General features: G+C 49.7%; 21 protein-coding genes and 1 pseudogene. 11 read left to right on the top strand and 11 right to left on the bottom strand.

Annotation, left to right across the window (positions count from 1 at the left end; genetic code table 11):
- Positions 1-188, top strand: a pseudogene (locus EHW56_RS15380) (UDP-N-acetylglucosamine 2-epimerase (hydrolyzing)); the annotation flags it as partial.
- 196 nt (positions 189-384) lie between these two features.
- The gene (locus tag EHW56_RS03050; protein WP_152799216.1) at positions 385-1,371 is read left to right on the top strand and encodes a glycosyltransferase 52 family protein; all 987 of its coding nucleotides are present in this window, start codon (positions 385-387) and stop codon (positions 1,369-1,371) included.
- Between the two features lie 325 nt (positions 1,372-1,696).
- On the opposite strand, the gene galE is transcribed toward EHW56_RS03050, so the two are convergent.
- The 4 genes from galE to EHW56_RS03030 form a co-directional block, all read right to left on the bottom strand.
- Positions 1,697-2,719, bottom strand: a complete 1,023-nt coding sequence (galE, locus tag EHW56_RS03045; protein WP_152796456.1) for a UDP-glucose 4-epimerase GalE — start codon at positions 2,717-2,719, stop codon at positions 1,697-1,699.
- A 174-nt stretch (positions 2,720-2,893) separates the two neighbouring features.
- On the bottom strand, positions 2,894-4,150 hold the full coding sequence (locus EHW56_RS03040; protein ID WP_077458580.1) for a PTS ascorbate transporter subunit IIC: 1,257 nt from the start codon (positions 4,148-4,150) through the stop codon (positions 2,894-2,896).
- Positions 4,151-4,161: 11 nt separating this feature from the next.
- Complete coding sequence (locus tag EHW56_RS03035) at positions 4,162-4,449, bottom strand: PTS sugar transporter subunit IIB (RefSeq protein WP_152796458.1); 288 nt, start codon at positions 4,447-4,449, stop codon at positions 4,162-4,164.
- Between the two features lie 117 nt (positions 4,450-4,566).
- Positions 4,567-5,010, bottom strand: coding sequence for a PTS sugar transporter subunit IIA (locus EHW56_RS03030; protein ID WP_152799214.1), 444 nt, complete (start codon positions 5,008-5,010; stop codon positions 4,567-4,569).
- A 258-nt stretch (positions 5,011-5,268) separates the two neighbouring features.
- On the opposite strand from EHW56_RS03030, the gene EHW56_RS03025 reads away from it, so the two are divergent.
- Positions 5,269-6,300, top strand: coding sequence for a LacI family DNA-binding transcriptional regulator (locus tag EHW56_RS03025; protein ID WP_152799212.1), 1,032 nt, complete (start codon positions 5,269-5,271; stop codon positions 6,298-6,300).
- Positions 6,301-6,470: 170 nt separating this feature from the next.
- On the opposite strand, the gene EHW56_RS03020 is transcribed toward EHW56_RS03025, so the two are convergent.
- Positions 6,471-7,691, bottom strand: coding sequence for an aldose 1-epimerase family protein (locus tag EHW56_RS03020; RefSeq protein WP_152799210.1), 1,221 nt, complete (start codon positions 7,689-7,691; stop codon positions 6,471-6,473).
- Between the two features lie 280 nt (positions 7,692-7,971).
- On the opposite strand from EHW56_RS03020, the gene EHW56_RS03015 reads away from it, so the two are divergent.
- The 8 genes from EHW56_RS03015 to EHW56_RS02980 all read left to right on the top strand — a co-directional run bounded on the left by EHW56_RS03015 (position 7,972) and on the right by EHW56_RS02980 (position 15,667).
- Positions 7,972-8,166 (top strand): hypothetical protein, encoded by a 195-nt coding sequence (locus tag EHW56_RS03015; RefSeq protein WP_152799207.1) that lies wholly within the window; start codon positions 7,972-7,974, stop codon positions 8,164-8,166.
- 518 nt (positions 8,167-8,684) lie between these two features.
- Complete coding sequence (gene rbsD, locus EHW56_RS03010; RefSeq protein ID WP_152799205.1) at positions 8,685-9,104, top strand: D-ribose pyranase; 420 nt, start codon at positions 8,685-8,687, stop codon at positions 9,102-9,104.
- A gap of 23 nt (positions 9,105-9,127) precedes the next feature.
- Entirely contained in the window at positions 9,128-10,633 is a 1,506-nt protein-coding gene (rbsA, locus tag EHW56_RS03005; protein ID WP_152799203.1) for a ribose ABC transporter ATP-binding protein RbsA, read from the top strand.
- Positions 10,630-11,619: a ribose ABC transporter permease gene (gene rbsC, locus EHW56_RS03000; protein WP_077456017.1), complete on the top strand. Its 990-nt coding sequence runs from the start codon at positions 10,630-10,632 to the stop codon at positions 11,617-11,619. The genes rbsA and rbsC overlap by 4 nt, the downstream gene beginning before the upstream one ends.
- A gap of 235 nt (positions 11,620-11,854) precedes the next feature.
- A complete protein-coding gene (rbsB, locus tag EHW56_RS02995) occupies positions 11,855-12,748 on the top strand; it encodes a ribose ABC transporter substrate-binding protein RbsB (RefSeq protein ID WP_046075416.1) in 894 nt (297 codons plus the stop codon).
- A gap of 82 nt (positions 12,749-12,830) precedes the next feature.
- Positions 12,831-13,760 carry a ribokinase gene (rbsK, locus tag EHW56_RS02990; RefSeq protein ID WP_152796470.1) on the top strand — a complete coding sequence of 310 codons (930 nt, stop codon included), beginning with the start codon at positions 12,831-12,833 and terminating at the stop codon, positions 13,758-13,760.
- 34 nt (positions 13,761-13,794) lie between these two features.
- Complete coding sequence (locus EHW56_RS02985; protein ID WP_046075418.1) at positions 13,795-14,799, top strand: substrate-binding domain-containing protein; 1,005 nt, start codon at positions 13,795-13,797, stop codon at positions 14,797-14,799.
- A 199-nt stretch (positions 14,800-14,998) separates the two neighbouring features.
- Complete coding sequence (locus EHW56_RS02980; RefSeq protein WP_152796655.1) at positions 14,999-15,667, top strand: TIGR01621 family pseudouridine synthase; 669 nt, start codon at positions 14,999-15,001, stop codon at positions 15,665-15,667.
- Here the strand turns inward: EHW56_RS02980 and gspS2 are convergent.
- The 6 genes from gspS2 to EHW56_RS02950 form a co-directional block, all read right to left on the bottom strand.
- Positions 15,660-16,037: a type II secretion system pilot lipoprotein GspS-beta gene (gene gspS2, locus EHW56_RS02975; RefSeq protein ID WP_152796472.1), complete on the bottom strand. Its 378-nt coding sequence runs from the start codon at positions 16,035-16,037 to the stop codon at positions 15,660-15,662. The genes EHW56_RS02980 and gspS2 overlap by 8 nt on opposite strands.
- Positions 16,037-16,348, bottom strand: a complete 312-nt coding sequence (locus EHW56_RS02970) for a YciI family protein (protein ID WP_152796474.1) — start codon at positions 16,346-16,348, stop codon at positions 16,037-16,039. Before EHW56_RS02970 ends, gspS2 begins: the two co-directional genes overlap by 1 nt.
- A gap of 386 nt (positions 16,349-16,734) precedes the next feature.
- On the bottom strand, positions 16,735-17,676 hold the full coding sequence (locus EHW56_RS02965) for a transposase (protein WP_152799200.1): 942 nt from the start codon (positions 17,674-17,676) through the stop codon (positions 16,735-16,737).
- A gap of 325 nt (positions 17,677-18,001) precedes the next feature.
- A complete protein-coding gene (locus EHW56_RS02960) occupies positions 18,002-18,769 on the bottom strand; it encodes a tRNA-(ms[2]io[6]A)-hydroxylase (protein ID WP_152799198.1) in 768 nt (255 codons plus the stop codon).
- Between the two features lie 109 nt (positions 18,770-18,878).
- Positions 18,879-20,843 carry a beta-N-acetylhexosaminidase gene (locus tag EHW56_RS02955; RefSeq protein ID WP_152796656.1) on the bottom strand — a complete coding sequence of 655 codons (1,965 nt, stop codon included), beginning with the start codon at positions 20,841-20,843 and terminating at the stop codon, positions 18,879-18,881.
- Positions 20,843-22,840: a glycoside hydrolase family 9 protein gene (locus EHW56_RS02950; protein ID WP_227486455.1), complete on the bottom strand. Its 1,998-nt coding sequence runs from the start codon at positions 22,838-22,840 to the stop codon at positions 20,843-20,845. The genes EHW56_RS02955 and EHW56_RS02950 overlap by 1 nt, the downstream gene beginning before the upstream one ends.
- Positions 22,841-22,856 lie beyond the last annotated feature (16 nt).

Below are 22,856 nucleotides of genomic sequence, written 5' to 3'. Positions count from 1 at the left end.
CAATTTTTAACGTCGAGGTTGAAGAAAAAGCATTGATTTTAGAGGCGATAAAGAAAGCTAAGACGGCACAATTTACATCGGTAAAAGAATTCGGCTTGGGAAATAGTGATAGGCTTTTTTTACAGGCGCTCGAATCAGATGCGATATGGCATACTAGCAAACAAAAAGTGTTTGTGGATCTATGCTGAGATATAAAATCGGTCTAGCAAGCATTGGATGAAGTCTGTTATGAAAGGTTTTTTAAATCGCTTTTGGTGCGTCGCTCAGTGAAGGTGTGATTCAACGTCCAGATGTTGGCATGTGTTTATGCAATAATCTGTAGTAAAGATCTAAGCGCTATATCAATCAATATGGCGCTTTAAAAATAGTTATTATGAGTTGTTTATGAATTTATTCCTAGTGACATCACCCTTTCAATACCTTTGTGCTTTAGAGGCAAAAAAGCACTACAAAACAAAAGATAATATACTGTTTTTGGTTGATCAAAGTAGTACTCGTGGCCTCGAGCAGCAGGAGAAAATTTTTAACCTACGTGAGTGGGACCATGTGATCACAACCACAAGAAAAAACAGAACGATAAATATCCCTAAGGCGATAAAAAAAATAAAAAATATTCTCAAAGGAGAACAGTTAGACACTTTTTTTTACGGGGAGTATAACGCATGGCGAACTAAACTAGTTGCAGAAAACTTTCGCATAAAAAAAGATGTTTACTTTGATGACGGCACGCTAACAATTTGTGAGCTCCCTGAGTTTATTGAAACAAAAATAACGTACTCTCGAAGCCGATTATTGCAGGATATCCTATTAACAATATATGGTTGTAAGCCGACGACTAAATCTTTACCGAGAGATAACTTGGAGTTATTCACAGTCTTTGATTTGGAAAGCAATACGGTTAATATCGAAAAGAATTCGTTTAGCTACTTAAAAGCGCATTACAACCATGGCGATCTTTTCTCAGAGAATGCACCGATAGGCTTTATCGGGCAAGGTGCCGTAGGAGATAAAGGTGGGGAGTCTATAAGCTCTTATGTTGAGCGGGTATCACACTTTGCGAAGATCAACGATAGGGGCATCGTCTATTTCCCTCACCGTACTGAATCCAATGAAGTTGCAGAAAAAATATCTAGCATTAAAAACCTTACATATCACAGAAGTGCTTTACCTTTAGAGCTTGAATTAATAGATAAAAAAATAAAACTATCTGGCTTGTATGGCCTAAACTCAACGGCACAATATACCGCCAAGCTCTTCTATCCCAACATGCCGATTTATAACTTAGTTCCTCGCCATAGAAGCTTAAAGCCTCGCCAAGAGAGAATAAGATCTTTTTATAAAGAATCGGGGATTGAAGAGATACTAATTTGAGGTATTCGGGGTCTTGAATACAGAGATCCTCGCTTACGGAGTAAGGGGAAGAGAGGAGACGCTGCGCTTCTAGAGGCTAGAAACTAGATAGAGCAGATCGTGCTCGCATTGGGGACTTGCCCTTTCTGTACTCGGTATTTAAAAGCTTGAATACGGAATACGGGAAAGAGCAACCTCGTGCTTGCCTTGGCGCTCTTGCTCTTTCTGTACTCTGTATTCAGTAATCTGTATTCGGGAATGGGAATACGGAGCGCTTCGCTTACGGAGTCCGGGAAAGAGCAGAAAGCAGTGCCTAGGACCTAGGACCCTAGGATCTTTTTAGCCTCTAGCCTCTAGCCTCTTCATACCCATTCGGGTTTTTCGACTGCCAGCGCCAGGTGTCTTCTACCATGGTTTGCAGATCGCGTGTGGCCGCCCAGCCTAATGTTGCTTCGGCATAGGCCGGGTCGGCGTAGCATTCAGCGATATCTCCGGCACGACGGGGTTTGATTTCGTAAGGGATTGGGCGTTTTGCTGCGGCTTCAAACGCATGCACCATTTCTAGCACACTGTTGCCTTGGCCGGTACCGAGGTTAAAAATATGGGTGCCAGGTTGATGGGTTTTTTTATCCAACGCAGCCAAATGGCCCTCGGCCAGGTCGACCACATGAATATAATCTCGCACACCGGTGCCATCGGGCGTATCATAATCGTTACCAAATATGCCTAGCTTTTCGCGTCGGCCCACTGCTACTTGTGCCACAAAAGGCAGTAAGTTATTGGGTGTGCCTTGTGGATCTTCGCCGAGCAGGCCAGATTCATGCGCGCCGACGGGGTTAAAGTAACGCAGCAAAGTGATACTCCAGTCGGGATTGGCTTGGTGAAAATCTCGTAGGCACTCTTCCACCATCAATTTGCTACGTCCATAAGGATTGGTCGCCGAGGTGGGAAAATCTTCTTTAATCGGTACCGACGCCGGATCACCATAAACGGTAGCTGATGAGCTAAAAATGAGCGATTTCACTCCAGCTATATCCATTTCACTTACGAGAGTTAGGGTGCCTGAGACATTGTTGTCGTAGTATTTCAGTGGTTTTTCAACCGACTCACCCACAGCTTTTAATCCGGCAAAGTGGATGACGCTGTCAATACTGTGTCCAGAAAATACGCGCTTTAAGAAAGCACTATCACGGATATCGCCTTGTATAAAAGTCGGTCGCACGCCAGTGACTTGCTCAATACGATCGAGCACCATTTCTTTGCTATTGCATAGATTGTCGATAACAACAGGCGTGTGGCCTTGTTCAATCAGTTGAATGCAAGTGTGGCTGCCAATATATCCTGTGCCACCGGTGACGAGTACCTTCATGATCTATTGCCTAATTTCTTCTCCAGCACGGGAGTCTAGCAGGGAAGTACCCATAAAATCGAGCCTTGACGTATTGTTTTGGTCTGTATGCTCAGAGTATGAGGTTGAGGGTGCAATTGTTCGGATCAAAGGATGAACAAGCCTATCGGCCTGTTCATCCTTTTTTGTTTGTGGTTATCGCACAATCAGGCCGAGTAAGATGCCGACCACACCAAAGTCTGCGTCGCTAAAGGTGGTGTTGGCAAAGCCCAGATCGCCGAGTACGGGGAGCAAGAACACGGGTAGGAAGGTGATCAGTAGTCCTTGCGCAAAGGCGCCTAGAATTGCGCCGCGTCGTCCGCCGGTGGCATTACCGAATACCCCTGCTGCTGCGCCGACGAAAAAGTGGGGCACCACGCCTGGGATAATCACCGTAAGCCCCAGTATATAGAGCAGGAACATACCGACAAGCCCAGCAACAAAGCTAGATAAAAAGCCTACCAACACCGCATTGGGTGCGTAGGGGAAAACCACGGGACAGTCGAGTGCTGGCTTGGCATTGGGCACCAGTTTGTCGGAAATCCCTTTAAACGCTGGCACAATCTCGGCAATCACCATTCTTACCCCTTGCAAGATCACATACACCCCGCCTGCAAAGGTGATGGATTGCATTAATGCAAACATAAACCAGTGTTTACCGTCACTCACCTCGCGCACAAAGTCTCCGCCGGCAAACAGACACGTCACCATAAAAATAATCCCCATGGTGAACGAGATAGCGACTGGCGTATCACGCAAGAACAAGAGGCTTTTGGGCACGTCCATGTCTTCGGTGGAGTGGGCTTTGTTGCCAAATTTGCTGCCAATAAAGCCGGCTAACACGTAAGAGAGGGTTGAAAAGTGGCCAATGGCGACTTCATCTGAGCCGGTGACTTGTTGCATGTAGCGATGGGCGATGGCAGGGAAAAACACCATCACCGAGCCGACAACCACAGAGCCTAATGCGACCAATGGGATCCCTTCCATTCCGCTGGTGGAAAGAATCGCGGCGACCATCATCGACATAAACAAGGTGTGATGGCCGGTTAAAAAGATGAATTTCCACGGGGTTAAGCGTGCGATAAGAATGTTAACCAGCATGCCGAAGAACATGATCATTGCCATTTCCTTACCAAAGGCTTCTTGCGCAATGGAGACAATGGCTTCGTTGTTGGGCACCACGCCACTGATACCAAACGCATGCTGGAAAATGGTGGCAAAATCCCCGAGTGAGCTGACTACCAATGAGGCACCGGCTCCTAGGATCACAAAGCCTAGAATGGTTTTGATGGTACCTTTGATGCATTCAGTCGCGGGCTTTTTCTGGGCGATTAAACCAATCAGTGCAATCAAACCCACTAATACCGCGGGCTCAGAGAGCACGTCTTTCATCAGGAAGTTAAAAAAGGGCATAACGTCACTCCTTATAGGGCACCGAGTGCTTGTAGGGCCTCAGACAAGCGGGTTTTCATTGCTTCTTTGTCCACCATGTTGTCGAGTGCGACAATGCGCGGCGACACATTCATCGCTTGTAACTGTTGGGCGATATCGTTGGTGGCGACGAATATATCGGCGTCTGTCCCAGAGACGGAGCCCAGATCGATATGGTCGACACTGGCGTCGACGCCAAGATCGTTGATGATTTTTTTGATACTCATTTCCATCATTAGGCTGGTGCCAAGACCGTGGCCGCATACGACTGTGATTTTCATAATTCAGACCTTCTATTTGGGTTAACAGGTGCATTTTCAGCATGTTCGTTGTTTTAAAGCCGATAGCTAAGGGCGAGCCCTTTGTGTCTTTAAGTGTTGTTGCTACCGATGTAAGGGTTAGTAGTTGGCGATAATGGCTAATACTTCATCCACTTTGGTGGCGCGGCTGATCTGCGCGATGTGTGTGTCATTCATAAAAAGGTTCGCCAATTGGGAGATAGCCTCGACATGGCTATTACTGTCGGTGGCCGCGAGGGTGACTAGCACCTTAACCGGATCGTTTTCGGCGCTGTCAAAATTGACGCCGTTTTTGATCACTGTGATAGCCAGGGCGAGGCGGTTAACGCCATCCTCAGGGCGTGCGTGGGGCATCGCGATACCCGGGCCCACCACATAGTAGGGACCGATTTCTTGGTGTGAGCGATAAATCGCGTCGACATAGCTTGGCACAATGGCACCGTTATCCAAAAGTGCTGCGCAGGCTTTGTTGATGGCATCTTGCCAATCGTTGGCATCCTGGTGAATGCGGATAACGTCGGCGGTAATCAGATCTCGTAACATGGCTCTATCCGTTTTAAAGGTTTTATTAGGTTGTTGGAGAATTGTTGATAACTCTATCGCTGAAAACTGAGCAATAAATGGACAATGATCACAAATGGTAGCGCTATCTGATAGCGCTACCATAAGATGTGATAGCGCTATCATTTTTTCTGTCTACCAATGCGTCATGCTACAAAGAGGCCATGCGGGGCAAGGATTAATCGCTGATGGCTGTGATAGGATACGGTGTCATAAAATGATGAGTAATCAATAGATACGATGAGTGAACCAAGAAAACGACGCAATACGGGTAACGTTACGCTTGCGGATGTTGCCAAACAGGCTGGGGTAGGCACGATGACGGTTTCCAGGGTGTTGCGTACCCCGGATGCTGTCTCTGACAAATTGCGCGATAAGGTTCAACGCGCCGTCGAGCAACTGGGTTATATTCCTAATAAAGCTGCGGGTGCCTTGGCATCAGCGCAAAGCTATGCCATTGCGTTGATCATTCCTTCTCTATTGGAAAAGGCGTGCGCCTTGTTTTTGCCTCGTTTTCAACAGCGGCTGAATAAAGCGGGCTATCAGTTGTTGTTGGGTTACAGTGATTATTCGGTCCAGCAGGAAGAGGATTTATTGGCCGGTTTTTTAGAAAGTCGGCCAGCGGCAGTGGTGCTATTTGGCAATGAGCATACTCAGCGTACCCATCAATTGCTTGAGATGGCCAATGCGCCTGTCCTCGAAATCGCTGATTCGCCTTCCATGAATAGCTATGCCAGCATGGGCAGCGACCCCCACGACATCGGCAAGCGCTGTACATCCCACCTTGTTAGTCAGGGCTTTCATCATATTGGTTTTATTGGTGCGCGGGGCAACCATGCCACCTTGCAGCGCAAGCTACAGGGCTGGCAGGGCGCGATGATTGAGCACTATTTAACCCCTGACCATTTTCTGACAACGCATGAGGCACCATCGGCGCAATTGGGGGCCGAAGGGTTGGCGAAACTGTTGCTTCGCGATGCCACGTTGGACGCGCTAGTATGTAGCCATGAAGAGATAGCTATCGGCGCGTTGTTTGAGTGTCACCGACGGGTGTTAAAAGTGCCGACTGATATCGCGATTATCAGCCTGGAGGGCACTTCCATGAGTGAGCATGCCTTTCCGAGCTTAACGAGCGCTGAAATTGACTATCAATCCCTCGGCGTACAGGCCGCGTCGGCCATTTTACAAGCCATTGAAGGTCAGCCGCTTACAGGCGCTCAAACTATCCCATTTAAACTCGCACATCGCGCCAGCACTGCCAGAAAAAATTAGTTTTGAGCCGTTTGAGAGGGACAGGCACTTTAGTGCAAAGAGCACAGTATGCTTTTGACAGGACAGGCGCGAACGCGTTGGGAGAAGTATTGAGTGGAAAGTGTTCGGCCAAGCGTGAGCAACGCCGAACACGTTTGATAATGAAAAGCTATGTCTAGCCATTATGTGCTTTAGTGACTAAGCTCGACCAAAGGCTCTGACTTTAGTTGGACTTTTTGTTTTTTCATGATTTTGGCTACATTGTCGACGGCTTGACTGACGTCTTCCGCACTCGTTAACACGGTGTACTCAAGATCGAAATGTTTTTGTTCGCCAGCTTTTATGGTCGGCACTAGGCCTAACGGTCGTTGATATTTTGTATTATACGCATAGCTTGTACCAGGCTCGATTCCCGTTACATAGCCCTGTTTTAATGTGTCAGTATTTTTCCAAATGGTTAGCACTGGGAGCTGATCGGTTTTAAATCGCATCGACACACCAGAGTTGGCATCTTTATTGTGTAAAACAGCAAGAGAGTTGCCTTCTGGGTCACTAATGGGTTTTAAGTTAAATACCATTTCATCAAAATCTTTTGTTGGCCCTAAATAGGTTTGCCAGCTTTTAAGTCCCCCTTTTGCATAGTCATTAAATGGAGATATTTCACTTGCTGCTGCATGGACTTTGGCGCCTTTTTCTAGGATGGGTTTACCAAAGTTTGAGTGGTAGATGATTTGATATTCATCGTCGTAATCAGCTTTGTTGGTGAGCGTATCGTTTATTGAGAAAGCGTTTTCGCCAGGAATGATACTCAAACGCGTTTCTGTCGAAAGGTTTGATTTTTTGAAGGTACTCTCTGCAACAATCCCGGTGACAGTAATTGTATGTGGGGCTTCATCGTCTATTTCGACTTTCACCAGTGAGGCGGGAGTGTTTTGAACCCGCCCATGAAGGCTGAGCAATTGCCCATTGTCATCAACACCGGGATGGCCTGTCCATTCGTACCCACAGCGAACTAGCATTTCATTGAAGCCATCTAACCAGCCAAGGCCGTTTCTGCTTTCAAGATCAATAAAAGCTGGATTGACTATCTCTTTGACGGGTGAATCCCATCCAAGAATCCGCTTACCCTCCTTGCGCACCTGGTAGATACCCATACCTCGAGTTGGTACCAGTGTCAGTTCTAATTCACCGTTATCGATGGTGATAATGTCCACGCCACTTTGTTTACCTGTATTGAGTCGCTTTTTTTCAATTGAAAAGGGGGTTGTAGTGTTAATTCCAAGTTCTTGCGCCGATGTTTTCCAATGATCCACGTAGGTGTTAGTTGCGCTATTGGTGAGTACAAATTCTGCTGAAAGGGCGTAGATAGGTGTGAGTAGGGCAACAGTTGCCAGGACGTTTTTGATTATCATCTTAGTCTTCCTCATTTGTTGTGTTAAGCTGAATCGTTTCAGCTTAAACGCTACGCTCATTATTTGAATAGACAAATTGCTGAAAGTGACCTTGTGATTCAGCTCTTTAATTTCTATTAACTGATTTCGAATCATGAGTGCTGACTCACGTTCAGCATTACACAGTTAGCGGGAGTAATTGGGCGGAGTTATCGGGGACAGGCACTTTTGGTTAGGCGACTTAGGGGTGGTAAAGTTAACATACAGTAGAGCGGTTCTTGGTATTTGAAGGAGACAACCCATGGCTGAGTATGACACAGAAAAGACCATTCCCGAGCGCGACCAGCGGCGGTTTGCGGTGTCGGCTAACCGAGCCAAAGCGAGTCATCGTATTCGCTACGTCGAGTCGGGCGGTGCCTCGGTGGATAATCAAGAATGCACATTTTGCCAAGCGGTGCCGAGCTTGAGTGAGGCGCCGGATAAGGACGAGAACTGAGACGCTGTGCTTCTAGAAACGAGAGACTAGATAGAGCAGCTCGCGCTCGCATTGAGGCTTTTGCTCTTTCTGTACTCTGTATTCGTGAATGGGAATACGGAGCGCTTCGCTTACAGAATACGGAGAAGAGCGGAAAGCAGTGCCTAGGTCCTAGGATCCTAGGTCCTAGGAACTTTATCTACAGGACTAGGCACGATATGCTTTTTTCCGTATTCCGTATTCCGTATTCCGTATTCCGTATTCCGTATTCCGTATTCCGTATTCCGTCCCCTAGGATCTTTCTAGTCTCTCCCCCCTAATGTGATCTTCCCCTCTCTTTATTAATGATTCCAATATCAATAGTCGATCCCCCTCACATCTGTGATGTTTACAGATGGTGAAATTTTTCTTTCATCTGCATTATTTGTCCATATCGAAACGTTTCGATAGCGTTTTCCTGAGAAAAACGTTGATCATAAGAAAACGTGCCAGCGCATAGTGAACGCTGATTAAGTCCATCGTGAGTGAGAAGGTGATGAATGAATAAACATGGTTTGCTCCATCCTGAACTTGCACAGTTAGTCACCCAAATCGGGCATACCGATGAATTGACGGTGTGTGATGCGGGGCTGCCGATCCCCAACTCGGTGTCGCGTATTGATTTAGCGCTGACTCAAGGCGTGCCGAGCTTTATGCAAACGGTCGAGGCGGTGTTAACTCACACCTGCATTGAATCTGTGGTGATTGCAGCAGAGTTTGCAGCGGTCAGCCCGGCGCTGCACCAAGCCTTGCTTGCGCGATTAGAGCAAGAGAGTGCGGCGCGGCAACAACCGATCACTGTGACCACGATCAGCCACGAGGCGTTTAAAGCACGCACGGTGCAGAGCAAAGCGGTGGTGCGCACCGGAGAGTGCACGCCTTATGCCAATGTGATTTTTCAAGCCGGTGTCACCTTTTAGGTGGGCCTAAGCGAGTAACCACAATGACGCAACCTACCTTACAACTCAGTCAAGTCGTGAAAACCTTTCCCGGGGTGCGCGCCCTCGATGAGGCGAGCTTAAATGTCTATCCCGGTGAGGTAATGGCGCTACTCGGTGAAAATGGCGCGGGCAAGTCCACGTTGATGAAGGTCCTCACCGGGATTTATCACGCCGACAGTGGCGATGTGAACTATCAAGGTGAGCCAGTCTCGTTTAAAGGTCCACGTGATTCGCAGCAAGCGGGGATCAGTATTATTCACCAAGAGCTCAATTTGATCCCAGAGCTGACCATTGCCGAAAACATCTTCTTAGGCCGTGAGTTTACTAACCGGTTTGGCAAGATTGATTGGACCAAGATGGCTGAAGAAGCCGATAAGCTGCTGGCGCGTTTAAATGTGAAAGCACGCGGCACCACGCCACTTGGCAGCTTGAGCTTGGGTGAGCAGCAAATGGTGGAAATTGCCAAAGCGCTGTCGTTTGAGTCGCAGGTGATCATTATGGATGAGCCGACCGATGCTTTGACCGACACTGAAACTGCTTCGCTGTTTGCGGTGATCAACGAGCTGCGAGCGCAAGGCTGCGGCATTGTTTATATCTCTCACCGACTCAAAGAAATTTTTGAGATTTGCGATCGGATCACCGTGTTACGTGACGGCAAGTTTATTGGTGAGTGTCCCGTTAGTGATACCGATGAAGACGGCCTGATTGAAATGATGGTGGGCCGCAAACTCGCCGAACAATACCCACGAAGTGATGTCACCCCTGATGGAATAAGCCTTGAGGTGGAAAATGTCAGCGGCCACGGGGTGGAAGAGGTGAGTTTTCAGCTACACCGCAGTGAAATTCTGGGTGTATCGGGCTTGATGGGCGCCGGGCGCACGGAGTTAATGAAAATTATCTATGGCGCCATGCCGCGTGAAGCTGGCGTGATTCGGCTTGATGGCAAGGTGATTAACCCAGTAAGTCCGCAAGATGCGCTGGCCAACGGCATTGCTTACATCTCTGAAGACCGCAAAGGCGAGGGCTTGGTGCTGGGTTTATCGGTGAAAGACAACATGTCGCTCAGTGCACTCGATAAGCTCACCCATTGGGGCAAAATACAGCCGCGTGATGAAGTGATGGCGGTGGATGATTTTATTCGTCTTTTTAACATCAAAACCCCCACCCGCGAGCAAATCATTGGCAACTTATCGGGCGGGAATCAGCAGAAAGTGGCGATCGCCAAAGGGCTGATGACCAAACCGAAAGTGCTGATCTTGGATGAGCCGACTCGGGGGGTCGATGTCGGTGCCAAAAAAGAGATTTATCAGCTAATTAACCAATTTAAAGCCGAGGGCATGAGCATCATCTTGGTGTCATCAGAAATGCCCGAAGTGCTTGGCATGAGCGACCGCATTTTAGTGATGCACGAAGGCCGCGTATGCGGTGAGTTTGATGCCAAAGACGCTAACCAAGAAACTCTGCTTGCCTGTGCGGTAGGCAAAGATGCCAATGAGGATGCAGCATGAGTGAGAATGCAATGAATAAGTCCCAGCCGTCAGAAGATGGACGTAAACCCCTGTTCAGTAAAGCGTGGTTGATTGAGCAAAAATCGCTCATTGCCTTGTTGGTGCTGATCGTGGTGATGTCATTTTTAAACAGCAACTTTTTCATGGTCGACAACCTGCTTAACATCCTGCGTCAAACCTCGGTAAACGCCATTATTGCCGTGGGGATGACATTGGTGATTTTAACCGCGGGTATCGACTTGAGTGTTGGCTCGGTGTTGGCGCTGTGTGGCGCGTTTGCCGCGAGTTTGATTGCGGTTGAAGTGCCTGTGTTAGTCGCGGTGCCCACCGCTTTGTTTGCAGGTGCGGCGATTGGTGCCATGACAGGCGTCGTGGTGGCCAAAGGCAAGGTACAGGCGTTTATTGCCACCTTGGTAGCAATGACCCTCTATCGCGGTGTCACCATGGTGTATACCGATGGCCGACCTATTTCTGCAGGCTTTACTGAAACGGCGGATGCGTTTGCATGGTTTGGTACCGGCTACCTGTTGGGCATTCCCGTCCCCGTGTGGCTGATGGCAATCGTGTTTATCGGCGCTTGGTATCTGCTTAATCATACCCGTTTTGGCCGTTATATTTACGCACTCGGTGGCAATGAATCTGCGGCGCGGTTATCGGGCATTAATGTCGATCGAATCAAGGTGGGCGTGTATAGCCTGTGTGGCATGCTCGCGGCGCTGGCAGGGATCATCGTCACCTCGCGCCTGTCCTCTGGACAACCGACCGCCGGTACTGGCTATGAGCTTGATGCGATTGCCGCAGTGGTGCTGGGCGGCACCAGCTTGATGGGCGGTAAAGGTAAGATCATGGGTACATTGATTGGTGCGCTGATCATCGGCTTTTTGAACAATGCCCTCAACCTGCTGGACGTGTCGTCTTACTACCAAATGATTGCCAAAGCGGTGGTGATTTTGCTCGCCGTGCTGGTGGATAACAAAAACAAATAGCTGCTTTAGACAAAGCTTTTCGAAATAGAGCTTATTGGGACAGGCACTTTAAGTTGGCATTCGTGAATGGGAATACGGAGCGCTTCGCTTACGGAGTACGGGGAAAAGCAGGAAGCAGTGCCTAGGTCCTAGGATCCTAGGCCCTAGGAACTTTAAGTTAGCGGGACAGACACTTTTATTTCTGTTTTATTAGCAAGCAAAAACAATACCCTACAAACACAAAAGGACTGAACGCATGAAAAAACTGACTACCTTGATTACCACTGCGCTACTGTCGTCAACGCTGAGCATCAGTGCGCAAGCGGAAGATAGAATGGCAATCGTGGTCTCAACCTTAAACAATCCATTTTTTGTCACCATGAAAGAGGGCGCAGAGCAGAAAGCACAAGATCTTGGTTATGAGCTCTTGGTGCTTGATTCGCAAAACGACGCCAGTAAAGAGCTGTCGAATGTGGAGGATTTAACCATCCGTGGCGTTAAAGCCATTTTGATTAATCCGACTGACTCAGATGCGGTCTCAAACGCCATCCGTATTGCGAATCGCGCGGAGATCCCGGTGATCACCCTAGACCGTGGCGCGAGCCGTGGGGACGTGGTGAGTCATATTGCTTCTGATAACGCTCAAGGCAGTAAAATGGCGGCGGAATACATCATCGGTAAAGTCGGTGAGCGAGCCAAAGTGATCCAACTTGAGGGTATTGCCGGCACGTCAGCAGCACGCGAGCGTGGTGAAGGCTTTATGGATGCCATTGAAGGCACCGACGTTCAGCTACTCGCCAGTCAGCCAGCGGATTTTGACCGTACCAAAGGCCTGAATGTGATGGAAAACCTGCTTGCCGCACATCCAGATGTTGAAGCGGTATTCGCCCAGAACGATGAAATGGCATTTGGCGCGTTGCGCGCGGTGCAGGCATCAGGCAAAGATGTCACCATTGTTGGTTTTGATGGCACCAAAGATGGCATTGCGGCCGTCGAGCGTGGTCATCTGGCAGCGACCATCGCTCAGCAACCGGGTATGATTGGTGAGCTGGGTGTCGAAACTGCGGATAAAGTGCTGAAAGGCGAGTCGGTAGACAGCTATATTCCCGTGCCGCTTAAGGTGATCAGCCAAGAAACGATCGCTGAATAAGCCGTCAGGGAAACGTATAGTGAGCACCATCGGGTTCGCACTGGGTGGTGCTTTTTTGATTTAAAAACGGTAAGGAATAGTAATGAGCCGATTGGTTGTTCTTGGCAGCGTCAATGCTGATCATGTTTTACGCGTCTCTAGTTTTCCTCGTCCCGGAGAGACATTACACGGCCACGATTATGCCGTAATTGCGGGCGGCAAAGGGGCGAATCAAGCGGTGGCAGCGGTGCGTTGCGGTGCTGATGTTGCCTTTATTGCCAGTGTGGGTGACGACGCCTTTGGTCAGCAGATTCGTCAGTCTTATGCGCAAGAGGGGATGGATGTCAGTGCGATAAAGGTACAGCCTGATACGCCGACTGGGATTGCGATGATCCAAGTGACTGAACAGGGTGAGAACAGTATTGCACTCTCGGCAGAAGCCAATGCCAATCTGACAGCGGAGACCATCAGCGATAATCTCACTAAAATCGCCGACGCTGACTATTTACTGATGCAGTTAGAAACGCCGATGTGTGGTATCGAAAAGGCGGCGTTTCATGCCAAAGCGGCAAAGACACAGGTGGTGCTTAATCCCGCCCCTGCCGCACCGTTGAGCGACGCGCTTCTTGCCGAGGTCGATATTATCACCCCGAATGAAACGGAAGCCCAAAGCCTGACGGGTATCGCGGTAACAGACACCGCCAGCGCCCAAGCGGCCTCGGACGTGCTTCATGAAAAAGGGGTAGGGACTGTATTGATTACCCTCGGCAAACAAGGCGTCTGGCTGAGTGAAAAGGACGAACAAGCGGGCCAGCTCATTCCTGGATTCCGTGTCGATGCCGTCGATACCACTGCCGCGGGTGATACCTTTAATGGGGCATTGGTGACAGGACTGATAGAGGGACAGACACTTTATCAGGCGATTCGCTTTGCGCATGCCGCGGCGGCATTATCCGTGACCCAGCGTGGCGCACAAACCTCGATTCCTTCTCGTTCAGAGGTTGAGGCGTTTTTGGCCCATCAAGATGCTTAATCGTTATTTCACCTTAGTCAGCGGAGCGCGATAAATGGCGACCATGAAAGATATTGCCAAACGGGCGGGCGTGTCGACATCGACGGTCAGTCATGTCATTAACAACACCCGTTATGTGAGTGAGGCGATTGCTGAGAAGGTAAACCAAGCCGCGAAAGAGCTTAACTATTACGCCCCGTCGGCACTGGCTCGCAGCCTAAAAGTGAATCGTACTAAAACGTTTGGGATGCTGGTGACTACCTCCACCAACCCGTTTTTTGGTGAAGTAGTAAAAGGCGTCGAGCGCAGCTGTTATCACAATGGCTACAGTTTGATTTTATGCAACACGGAAGGCGATGCTGAGCGTATGCGTGCTTCAATTGATACGCTGTTGCAAAAGCGGGTCGATGGTTTGATTTTGATGTGCTCGACCTTGGAAGGTGAGCGGATTGAAGGCTTTGATCGTTATCCGGATATTCCCGTGGTGGTGATGGATTGGGGGCCGATTGATTTTGCTTGCGATAAAATTCAAGACAATTCCTATCAAGGCGGCTATTTAGCGACCCAGCACTTGATTGACTGTGGCCACCGCCAGATTGGTTGCATCAGTGGTCCTTTGCTTAAACAACAAGCACAGCGCCGTTTTCAAGGCTTTAAAGATGCGCTGCGCGATGCTGGACTTACTGAGAACGCAGACTGGATGGTAGAAGCGGACTTTGAGTGTGAGGGAGGCTATCAAGGCATGCAAGCGATCGCCGCGAGCGGCTCCCTGCCGAGCGCGATTTTTGCCGGCAATGACATGATGGCGATGGGCGCGATCAATGCTGCTAATGCACTCGGCATTCGGGTACCCGAGGATCTTTCTATCATGGGGTACGATGATATCCACCTCGCAAAATTTGTCTCGCCCTCCCTGACCACTATTCACCAGCCCAAGTACCGTCTCGGTCAAGCGGCCGTTGAAACGCTACTCCACAAACTGGATGACCCTCAAAGTGACAGCCAAACCGTTCAGCTCGAGCCAACTTTAGTAGTGCGCGAGAGTGTGAAGCGGGTATAGCTATCAAGCTATCAGCTATCGGGGACAGGCACTTTAAGCTAACTAGATATTAGCAAACGGGACAGACACTTTTGAACACTCGGGGGACAGTCACTTATAAACACTCGGGGGACAGTCACTTATATGATTGCCCTAGCGACGTAAGTGTGAAGTCGTTATGATGCCTGTCCTCAGTGGCCAACCGGTAAATCGCCTCGTTATGTTTTCAATTGTCGACCAAAACCAATACTTTGTGGTGATCAATAAGCACCACGGCGTTAGCGTGCAAAAAGAAGCCGATCATGCGGTACTTCTACCGGCCGTGGCGGCGCATATTGGGGTTGAGAAAGTCTACCTTGTGCATCGGTTGGACAAGATGACATCGGGCTTGCTGCTGCTGGCAACTTCTTCTCATGCGGCGTCTGTCCTCTCTGGGCTGTTTGCTTCTCGCGAGATAGAAAAGTTCTATTTGGCATTAAGTGCGAAAAAGCCGCGTAAGAAGCAGGGATTGATCGTTGGTGATATGACTAAGGGGCGGCGAGGTAGCTGGAAATTACTGACCAGCAAAGATAACCCTGCGAGAACGCGTTTTACCTCTATTGCTGGTGGTGAGGGGCGGCGACTTTTTCTCTGTCGGCCCTACACAGGCAAAACCCATCAAATTCGCGTGGCGATGAAAAGCATTGGCTCTCCGCTTATCGGTGATGATTACTATGGCGGCGAGCCTGCAGATCGTGGCTACTTACACGCTTATGGGCTGCAATTTACATGTCGTTTTACCGACGATCAGCCTGAAACACGCTATAGCTATGTACTGCCCCCGAGCGCAGGCGAGTTGTGGCCAGCCTTACCGGCGGAGTGGGAACAGCCTTGGCAATTAATTAGCTAGCACATCCGGGGGCATCGATAGCGTTTTTGAGGATTTGTCGACCACGGGTGTCGCGAACCAAAATGGTATAGCTGATACCACTATCTAACATACTGCGGATATCGTTATCCTCGCAATAACGACGCTCTAAGCCGGAAAAGAGCTGCCCCGGTGCTTTTTTGGCATTCTTCTCCAGAAGCGTCAGCTCGATAATGGCATCTTGCGCACGAGCGCGAACCAGTGAGTAGCCTTCAATATCCATCGGCAGTAACTGTGCAATCATGTCGGCACGTTGGATTGCGGCTTCTGCGGCTTGGTCATGCTGGGTGCTACTACAGGCACTCAGTATTAGCCCAATGGCAGCCATCATTAATACTTTTACTAATCGCATTAGGCAGGGTCCTGAGGAAGCACTTTTTTGAAAGGTTTAACGGTTACGTCTGCATAGACGCCAGCGGCTACATAAGGGTCTTTGTCGGCCCAGACTTGGGCGGCTGATAATGACTCAAACCAAGCAAGAACGGTTGATCCCGTAAACCCAGCTTCGCCCGGCTCGTCGCTATCAACGGCAGGGTTTGGTCCTGCAATCATCAAACGGTTTTCTTTTTCCAGTTGGTGTAAGCGCTCAAGGTGTGCGTCGCGCGCTTGCTTGCGTAGCGGTAGGCTGTTCTCGATGTCTTGCGAATAAATGAGATACCACATCGTCATTGTCCTTGATAGGTGTTTATAGCCACTAGGATACAGAGTCCAGATTTCTGAGTACAGTGTATTAGTGAGTATTGGGGGGGGGCAGGCACTTAAGCATCTAAAGTGTCTGTCCCCCCAACAAGCTAGAATCAAACCTGAATATCCCTTTACCTTCCTGTTACTGGAAGGCTTATTCTTCTGGAAAAACGTTCAGGAGATAATATGGGATGCTGTAATCAATCCCCGGAAGGTGGAGCAAAAGGGCTAAAGCCGCTCTTAAAAGCGGTGGGTGTGTTGTTTGTACTGATAATGGCGCTGGCCTATTGGATTGGATGAGGCCTTAGCGAGTTTATTTGGTGTTTACGTTATGGGGATGCACTCAACGACAAGCCCAACTCACTTTAGATCATGACGCCAGTCATGCGTTTTAGACCGAGTGTCGGCAATACCGCCTGAATACTCGATAGTGAACCTACGATATTCCCGCCCTCTAAGTGAGAGCATGTACTTAACCAGGTTTCACGTGAGATGTTCAGCTGTGTGAGTAGCTGTGGTCTCGGGAGTGAATTGGCGTTCTGGCCCTGAGCGCACGTCCATTCTACCAGAGCCAAATAGTCCATAAGGCGAAAAGGGATACCGTCGGGCATCGACTTTCTCGGGTTCCCGGCGAAGGGGAACAAGCCGGCTGGGGTCGCTTTATTTTGCTCGAGTGATTCAACGCGCTTTTTAATCGATGTGTAATTGGCATGTTTAGGCTGTTTGGTGATACCTGCTCGCACTGGGTTCAAATCGACATAGGCCATCGCCGCAGCGAGTGCTTTTTCATCTAATATGGCTTGGCTTTTAAAACGTCCCTCCCAAAAATGCCCTGAACATTGATCCTCTCGGTTCGCTTGTGTCGAAATATATTGATTAAGCAGCTTCATAAACCAGCTGACAGACATCAAACGTTCGCGCCAGTTCTCAATGATGTGAAAACACGCTTTTCGCTCTGAGTGAGAGAGCGATTCACCCTGATAAAAACGTTGTATAAGCGTAGGCGCTTGATGAAAGGCTAGCCAGCGTTCAACAACCTCGATATTGGTTAAAGACCGAGCCGCTTTGGCGTTGATATGCAAAACAACGTGATAGTGGTTGCTCATAATGGCATAAGCACAGACATCGATACAAAACGCTTTGGCTAGTGCAAGTAAACGCGTTTCTATCCATGTGCGACGATGCTCATAGCTTTTTTGTGACTGCGCATCATAGCCGCACAAAAACGAGCGGCGCACACAACGTGAGACGCAATGGTAATAGGGGGTGGCGGCTAAATTTATTTGCGATGCGCGAGCTTTGGTCATCGTCGGTCCCTCTTAGCATCTAGGTATGAGTAAAATATACTGTATAAATAAACAGCCTTCATGCTTTCTAGCTAGAGTTTTCGTGACAGTGCAAGAAGTGGTGTAATTATGAGAGTTATTATTTTCTTAACATGTCTGTCCCAAGAAGTACTTCTCGAGAATAGTGAGTAGTGATGGCGTAGGAAGTCATAACAGGGACAGTCACTACAGAGTGTCTGTCCTGATAGGGGAAAAGGTTCGAACGTTGGAGAAAAACGACGAGGACAGTCATCAAGGGTTGACTGTCCTCGCGAGAATCAACAGTGCCTGTCCCAATAAGAAGAAGCTAAGCAGGGGGGCCGCTGTGAAAGCGGAATTGGTTGTCGGGTGCTTGGATCAACTCGGCTTCGCGCTCGCCGATGGTTTGAATCCGGTCGCGAATGTCTCCGCCGGCGATGGTTTCTGCAAGCGTGAGGTAATCTTGATAATGGCGTGCTTCGGAGCGCAGTAGCGAGATATAGAACTTTTGCAGTTCATCATCAAGGTGTGGGGCGACTTTAGCAAAGCGCTCGCAGGAGCGTGCTTCAATGTAGGCGCCAATAATCAATTTATCGACCAAGGTTGCCGGCTCGTGAGTGCGTGCCGCGCTCATTAATCCTTTGGCGTAGCGGCCTGCTTCTAACGGTTGATAAGGAATGCCGCGTGCGTCCATGATTTCAATCACTTGCTCAAAGTGATGAAACTCTTCTTTGATTAAGCGGACCATTTTATCAATCAAGGCTTGGCCGTGGGCAAAACCCGCTTTAGGGGTTAAAGGCGCGCTGAGACCGTTTTTTCGCGCGTGGAAGATCCCATCGCGAACGCCGCGATAAACAAAGTCTTCATAGGGTTTGGCCCATGCCAGTAGTTGCTCGCCACTCGCCGCGTCAACCGCATATTTACGGATCAACCACATCGCGGTTTGGCTGGCTTTTAATTCGCAGTTCGCGTGATCGCGTAAAAGAATCGATTGGTTGTCAGGCTGGATGGCCGCGTCAATCCAACTGTCGGGGGTTTGACAGTGCAGAAAACCATGAATAGGGGTGAGTAGGGTATTAATTTCTTGGCGTAGCATGCCGGAAACACTCTCAGACTGACAACAATGGCTGAGCATTATAAACAGATGGGATGCGAGCGCAAAGAGCTGGCAGCGCAGGGCGCGCTGCCAGGTGGGCGAATTCGGCCTACTTGTTCGATGCCCAAGGGGAACGGTATTGAATACCGAACTTGTCTAAGCGCGGTAATTGCGCTTTGAGTCTGGCTAGATAATCGAGCCAGTCACGGCGCTCGCTGTGGCTCCAAGCCGCTTCCGCAATGGCGGTAAGCCTTGGAAATACCATGTAATCGAGCCTGTCCTGATTGGTGATCAGCTCACTCCAAAGTGCACATTGCACGCCTAGCATATGCTCACGGGCGGGATCGTCACTGGCAAGACTTGCCAGTGGCTCATATTGATAGGCTTTTTCTAGTGGCGTGACGCCCGCCCAGTCGAGGCCAGGCTCGGTGGCAGCATAATCTTGCACCATATCGAGATAGGTCGCCTGACCGGGGGTTAAAATCACATCAAACCCATGCTGCGCACAATGCAGTGCGGCGTCTTCGCTTTGCCATGAATAGATCACGGTATTCTTGCTCACTTTATCGCCGTGCTGCACTTCTTCCCAGCCAACCATATGTTTGCCCAAGGCGCGAAGCTTTTGCTCCGCATAGGTCAGTATCTGTCCCTGTAGCGAAGCGGTCGTTTCTCCGTTCATGCGTCTGTCCCGATAAATTGGGCTATCCGTCCATACCCCGTCAGGGACTTCATCGGCACCAATATGAACCCATGAGGCGGGGAAAAGATCGGCGACTTCACTTAATACCGTATCTAAAAATCGATACGTGCCATCGAGGGCTGGCGATAATACGTTATCGGTGTAGTGTTGTACGCTGCGGTAAGTAGAGCGGTCGTCGGCATCGTGTAGCCAATCAGGCAGTGCTTTGATGGCTGCGCGACAGTGACCGGGAATATCAATTTCTGGAATGACGGTAATACCGCGGGCTGCGGCGTATTCAATCACGTCACGTACGTCTTCTTGGCGATAATAACCTTCGTGACGTTCTGCAATATGACTGAATTGCGGGGCAAGGCGGGTATTGGGGCCGCGTTGACTCCCATAGCGCGTCAATTCAGGCAGGGCTTTAATCTCCAGTCGCCAGCCTTCATCGTCGGTTAAGTGCCAGTGAAAGGTATTGAACTTAAAATAGGCTAACTGGTTAATCAGTCGCTTTACCGTGTCCACCGAATGAAAATGGCGCGCGCAATCGAGCATCATCCCTCGGTAAGCAAAGCGTGGTGCATCGCTGATTTTTATTGCCGGTATTCGAAGTTGTGTTTCATGCTCTTGGCAAAGTTGTAACAGCGATGCGCAGCCGTGAATAAACCCGCGTTCAGCACAGGCTTGGATCACCACGCCTTGGTCGGTGACGGTGAGCTGGTAGGCCTCATCACGGTGTGCGATATCTCGAAGTGCGGAGTCGGGTAATGGCCGTAAGATAATAGCATGATCGCCAGTGACCGCATCTTGGTGGCGCGGGTCGAGTGCAATATCAGCTTGCGGATACATGCGAACCCATTCGTTACTTAACCACTGAGCGGCGGGAAGGGCCTGTGGATCCACCGCGATTAACGGTGTTGTAGGTGAAAGCGTAAAGTACCCTGGCTGGTGGCGCACTGATTTGGGCACCGGAATAATGGCGTGCTCGGCGGGGTGAACATCTGGAATCGTTGATCGTGTGGTATGAGTGTGTGCCAAGTTAATGGGAGTGAGCATCACTGAATATTGCTCGCCATTGGCATAGAGCAGTGCATCTTTAAAGCCCGCACAAAGGAACCGCAATGGCGGCGTGTGGGCATCAAACTCGATGTATAAGCTCTGATTGGCATCGAGAGTTTGATGCGCCGGTGTAATGACGCAATAGCTGCCAATTTGCTCAATACTGCCTTGTGACAGGGTATTGGGGTTGATGAAGCGATCAAACAGTACCGCAATGGACAGCGCTTCCAACGAACGGTCGGTGAGGTTATGCAAGGTTAACCCCATTCGGCTGCGCGGCGGGGTGTCATTGGGATACTCGTTGATCACACTAAGATCGAGGCGGTAAGTCATCACGCGTTCTCCTTGTTCGAGTGGCCGTTGCCAATCAGTGTTTGCGCACTGATGGCGAGCATAAACCAGCTTGCATGTGGCAACCACTGCTCGCCCCATCGCCAGTTTTGCGCCATATCATCGCAATATGGCACGGGGTTGAATGCAATCTGTGTTTCATCCTCCATCCCTGCGGTAATGCCATTGCAGATCCCCCCTTTGGCATTAAAAAAGCCCAAGTGTGGTAGGTAATCTGGGTTGTTGTGGCCATGTCCATCGAGCATACAGATATCAAATGGGTTTAAACCGAGGATCCAATTAAGCGCCCGTTGGCTAAAGGTGTGGAGGGCAGTATTCAGCGTATCGTCATGAATATGGCGCGTGGCATGACATGCAAAGGTCGCCAGTGATCCCAAGCGTGCATTCTCGCCTTGCCACCAATAGCCGGTTTCATTGTGGTGAGGAATAAAATGACGCACCTGTTTGACGCCATCGACGGGTTTGACGTACTGACGCGGATACGCGAATGGATTATCGGCGGTTTGTGTTAGGTTGAGCTCAAACTGGCAGGCGCGTTCCAGGGCTGTTTGTGCGATAGCTTGATGGCTGGGGTCGGTTTCCACATCGAGATAGCGAATTAATGCCAACCCGGGTAGGCCCGCATCAGCGGCATGGTAAAAGGGGCGGCTCCCATCAGCATTTGCTGACCAATAATACTGGCAAGTTTCATCACTGTGTTGCCGTGCGACCAGCTTTTGCATCCAGCCTCGAGCCTCGCTCAAGAAGGGACAGTCACCGTTCGCACTAATGTGTCTGTCCCCAGAACCTAAAGGTGCCTGTCCCATTAAATAAGCGTGACTGTCCCCAATAGATTGCTCCTCGGTAGATTGCCGAGTGGCGTGATGTAACTCGCATGCGGCGAGAAGGGCGCAGGTTTCGTCAATAATGTTTGGCTCACCGTTATCAAGGTAATGGTGGTTATGTTCAACCAAATGCCAGTAGCCGCGAATGGCGGCGTCTAAATAGCGTGTTTGTTGGTCTGGCTCGGCGCAAAGCGGGGCTCGGCTTGCAGCGGAAAGGGCAGCAATCGCCATGCCGCCGCCTTGCCGAAAACCGGCTTGGTAAGCCTCACTCATCACGCCATCTTGCGTCGCGTAAGCGCAAAGGGTGCGGCGCTCCGGGTCTTTCGACCATTGATCAAACACCGTCATATAAAAAAAGCCACTGGGGTGTTGCATACGGAGAAGAAAATCGGCGCCGTGTTTCGCTTCATCGGCTAATCGCGTACGCATAAACGCGGGCAGCGTTTCCGAGCTAAACTGGCTGGCAAGATCGGCCAGCCCCCAAGCCAAAAGAGGGATTTGTTGCGGATTGAAGTAATTGGCATAGGAAAGGTGGCTCAGGTATTTGCTCACATCGCCAGAGGCATCGTACCAACCGCCGGACACATCCATGCGTTCATCAGAGCCAAATACCTTAGCGCGCTGATCCGCGTGTTCGTAAATACCGCTACACCGCTGCGATTTAAAGTAATGGAGCAGGTCGGAAAACGTGGTGTGAAACAGACAATTATCCCTTATCTCAAACGGATGGGAATATACCGGTGTGTCTGTTAACAGCACGAGTTGATAGCGTCCGCGATGCGCAAAGGCAGAAAAATCGAGGGTATAAGCTGTGCCCATCTGCCAGTTGTTTAACTGTGTTCCTTGGTGTAATTCAAACTGCGCGACCACGTTATCGAGTGATACTGTGTCTGTCCCACTAACAAAAGTGTCTGTCCCGTGAATAAGAGTGCCTGTCCCCGTAAAATTTTGCGCGCCTTCTGCGGCATCATTAAAGTGCCTGTCTCCAGAGGAGGAGGCAGCTTTATCTGCCGAATTAAGAGTGCCTGTCCCCTTAAGAGGGGGCAGAGAAATCAGTGCCACGGGCGTGCCGGTGAGGCGGTCGCTGTCACTGATGATCACCGCGTATTTGTCTCCGCGTAACGAGTAGCCAATGTGATTGGTCAGCACTTGCATGATGGTATCCTTATTG

The organism is Salinivibrio sp. VGrn1 (assembly GCF_009377995.1).
Taxonomy (GTDB): Bacteria; Pseudomonadota; Gammaproteobacteria; order Enterobacterales; family Vibrionaceae; genus Salinivibrio; species Salinivibrio siamensis.
The sequence above is the reverse complement of the archived record's forward strand: the minus strand, read 5'-3'. Positions and strand labels throughout refer to the sequence as shown.